Origin of the sequence: Aeromicrobium sp., assembly GCF_025965075.1 — a bacterium.
In the GTDB taxonomy this organism is placed as follows: domain Bacteria; phylum Actinomycetota; class Actinomycetes; order Propionibacteriales; family Nocardioidaceae; genus Aeromicrobium.
In genome coordinates, this window is record NZ_JAOPXQ010000232.1 from 1 (window position 1) to 3,562 (window position 3,562).

The following is a 3,562-nucleotide window of genomic DNA, read 5'->3' on the forward strand; positions in this document are numbered from 1 at the left end:
CTGGTGCTCCTTGTGGTGTCGCGTCGTGGCCGTCAGCCACGCTAGGCCAGTCCAGCGGCCGGCGCCTGCCGAGGTTGTTGTGCAGGGTGCTCCCGGTGGGGGTCGAACCCACACTGGGACGGGTTTAAGCCATCTGCCTCTGCCATTGGGCTACGGGAGCAGCCCTCAGCCTAGCGACGCGGGACGACCACGTCGGACGGCTCCTTGCCCTCGAGGAGCCTGGCGACCTGACGACGTACGACCGCGTCGATCCGGGGCTGCATCGCCGAGGACATCCCGCCGACGTGCGGGGAGATCAGCACGCCCGGGGTCGACCACAGCGCGTGCTCGGGCGGGAGGGGCTCCGGGTCGGTCACGTCGGCCGCGAGCCGGATGCGCCCGGACTGCCGGACCACCGCGTCGGTGTCGACGACCTTGCCGCGGGACACGTTGACGACGATCGCGCCGTCGGGCAGCGCGGCGAGGAAGTCGTCGTCGACCAGCCCCGTCGTCGCCTCGGTCAACGGGACCGCGAGGACGACGACGTCGACCGTGGGCAGGAGGTCGGACAGCTCGTCGGATCCGTGGACGGTGCCGCGCTCGTCCTCGCGCCGGTGGCCGGCGACCCGGACCAGCACGGCACCGAAGCCGTCGAGCCGCTTCTCGACCTCGATCCCGATGCCGCCGTGGCCCAGCAGCATGATGCGTCGGTCGATCAGGCTCGCCGTGAAGCGCCGGTTCCACTGACCGGCCTCGCGGGCGTACCGGTCGATCTCACGCTGTGAGGCCAGCAGCAGCGCCACCGCGAGCTCGGCGGTCGACTCCTCGTGGACGCCGACCGCGTTGGCGTACGAGATCCCGGCCGGGAGCGTCTCCTCGACGCCGTCGAAGCCGAGGGCCTGCGACTGCACCAGGCCGATGCGGGCGGGGTCGAGGACCTCGAGCCCGGCGGCCGCCACGGTGTAGGGACGGACGGCGATGTCGACGTACCGCTCCGGTTGCGGGGACGCGAAGTCCCACACCGTCAGGTCGATGTCGTCGAGATCGGCCAGCCGGTCGACCCAGCCGGCATCGGGAACGGTGACGTGGAGCGTGGAAGCCATGCCCCCGATGATGCGCGAGTGGCGCAAACCCATCCGCGAGTGGCGCAGTTCTGGACGACACACCGTCTCGTTTTCTTCACTCTGCGCCACTCGCGGACCCCTAGATTGTCTGACAATCTGATATTGTCAGGCAATCATGCCGACCTCGACCGACACCGCCGTCACCGCGCTCCGTGGCGCGATCCTGTCGCGCGAGCTGGCGCCCGGGTCGGCCGTCACGGAGGCACACGTCTCCACGACGTACGGCGTCGCCCGACCCACGGCCCGGATCGCGATCGACCGCCTGGTCGCCGACGGCCTGCTGACGCGGGAGCCGCACCACGCCGCCCGCGTCCGCCGTCTCGATCGTGACGACATCGACGACCTGTTCGTCAGCCGGGCCGCGATCGAGGGCGCCGCCGTCGAGCTCCTGGCCGCCGCCTCGACCGTCCCGGACGAGGCCGACGCCGCACACCGTGACCTGCTCGAGGTCCCCGCCGACGGCTCGTACGCCGCCCGGGACCTGCTGTTCCACCGCGCGCTGGTCCGAGGCACGTCCTCGACGCGCCTCCCCCGGCTGCACGACCTGCTGATGGGTGAGATCGAGCTCGGCATCGCCCAGGTCGAGGCACACGGGCTGCGCTCCGCGACCGAGGTCGCCGCCGAGCACCGGTCCATCCTCGACTCGATCGCCGCGGGCGAGGTCGAGACGGCCGGGCGCCTCGCGCGCGCCCACGTCCTGGCCTCTCGCGACCGCCTGATCGACCACTACGACTCCACCCACGGAAGGTGACCTCCATGGTCCAGCGCCAGTTCCCCCGCCCGCTCGAGGTCTTCGACCTGATCCGGTTCAAGAAGCCGGTCTGGAGCCCGAAGCGCCGTCGGCTCGAGGCCGCGCTGACGATCCACGACCTGCGCGCGATCGCGAAGCGTCGGACCCCGCGCGCCGCGTTCGACTACACCGATGGCGCCGCCGAGGGCGAGCTGTCCCTGGCGCGGGCCCGCCAGGCCTTCGAGGACGTCGAGTTCAGCCCTCGCGTGCTCCGCCCCGCGCAGGACGTCGACACCTCCACGACGATCCTCGGGGGCCCCTCCCGCCTGCCGTTCGCGATCGCGCCGACCGGGTTCACCCGCCTGATGCAGACCGAGGGCGAGATCGCCGGCGCCGGGGCGGCGGGCGCGGCCGGCATCCCGTTCACGCTCTCCACGCTCGGCACGACCTCGATCGAGGGGGTCAAGGCCGCCAATCCCGACGGTCGCAACTGGTTCCAGCTCTACGTCATGCGCGACCGGGAGATCTCGTACGAGCTCGCACGCCGCGCGGCGGCCGCCGGGTTCGACACGCTCCAGTTCACGGTCGACACCCCGGTGGCCGGCGCGCGGCTGCGGGACAAGCGCAACGGCTTCTCGATCCCGCCGCAGATCACGCTGCGCACCGTCGCCAACGCGATCGTCCGCCCGTGGTGGTGGTTCGACTTCATCACGACGCCCAAGCTCGAGTTCGCGTCGTTGAGCTCGACCGGGGGCACCGTCGGAGAGCTGCTCGACTCCGCGATGGACCCCACGATCTCGTACGCCGACCTCGACGTGATCCGCGAGATCTGGCCCGGCAAGATCGTGATCAAGGGGGTCCAGAACGTCGAGGACGCCAAGCAGCTGGCGACCCTCGGCGTGGACGGCATCATCTTGTCGAACCACGGCGGTCGCCAGCTCGATCGGGCGCCGATCCCCTTCCACCTGCTCCCCCAGGTCGTCCGCGAGGTGGGCTCCGACATCGAGATCGGGGTCGACACCGGGATCATGTCGGGCGCGGACATCGTGGCCGCGGCAGCTCTGGGGGCGAACTTCTCCATGATCGGGCGCGCCTACCTCTACGGCCTCATGGCCGGCGGCCGCGCCGGGGTCGACCGGGCCCTCGCGATTCTCGAGGACGAGATCGTCCGCACCATGAAGCTCCTCGGTGCCTCCTCGATCGCCGAGCTCGAGCCCGCCCACGTGACCCAGCTGGAGCGCCTGATCCCCCGCGCCCGCCACCTCGGCTGACCCAAGACCCGGGGTTGGGGACGTCAGGCGCGGGGGTCGAAGCGGACGAGGTCCTGGGTCGACGCGATGAGGGCCCGGAGCTCGGCGAGGTTGCCGCCGATGGCGTCGAGGGCGCGGGCCTGCACCAGCACGTTGCCGAGGGCCGTCGCCTCGACGGGGCCGGCCAGCACGGGGCGACCCGAACGGTCGGCCGTGGCCTGGCACAACAGCCGGTTGAGCGATCCCCCGCCGACCACGTGGACGATCCCGATGGACTGACCCGACAGGCGGGACGCCGTGTCGAGGGCCTCGGCGAACGCCTGGGCGAGACTCTCGACGATGCTGCGCAGCACGGCGGGCTTGCCGACCGGCATCCGCTCGCCGCGCTCGCGGCACCAGTCGAAGATGCGCTTGGGCATGTTGCCCGGCGCCAGGAACCGGGGATCCTGCACGTCGAAGATCGTGATGCCGTCCGTGAC

Annotated in this window: 4 protein-coding genes and 1 tRNA gene; 2 read left to right on the plus strand and 3 right to left on the minus strand. The window is 71.5% G+C overall.

Annotated features, from left to right (window positions below):
- Positions 1-87 precede the first annotated feature (87 nt).
- A tRNA-Leu gene (locus tag JWQ91_RS13955) sits at positions 88-160 on the minus strand.
- Positions 161-170: 10 nt separating this feature from the next.
- Complete coding sequence (locus JWQ91_RS13960; protein ID WP_297785300.1) at positions 171-1,082, minus strand: NAD(P)-dependent oxidoreductase; 912 nt, start codon at positions 1,080-1,082, stop codon at positions 171-173.
- 136 nt (positions 1,083-1,218) lie between these two features.
- Between JWQ91_RS13960 and JWQ91_RS13965 the strand changes: the two genes are divergently transcribed.
- Both JWQ91_RS13965 and JWQ91_RS13970 read left to right on the plus strand, forming a co-directional pair.
- Positions 1,219-1,854, plus strand: coding sequence for a GntR family transcriptional regulator (locus JWQ91_RS13965; protein WP_297785302.1), 636 nt, complete (start codon positions 1,219-1,221; stop codon positions 1,852-1,854).
- A 5-nt stretch (positions 1,855-1,859) separates the two neighbouring features.
- Positions 1,860-3,104 (plus strand): alpha-hydroxy acid oxidase, encoded by a 1,245-nt coding sequence (locus JWQ91_RS13970; protein WP_297785305.1) that lies wholly within the window; start codon positions 1,860-1,862, stop codon positions 3,102-3,104.
- 23 nt (positions 3,105-3,127) lie between these two features.
- Here the strand turns inward: JWQ91_RS13970 and JWQ91_RS13975 are convergent.
- On the minus strand, positions 3,128-3,562 hold a 435-nt coding region (locus tag JWQ91_RS13975; protein ID WP_297785308.1), incomplete at its 5' end, for an FGGY-family carbohydrate kinase.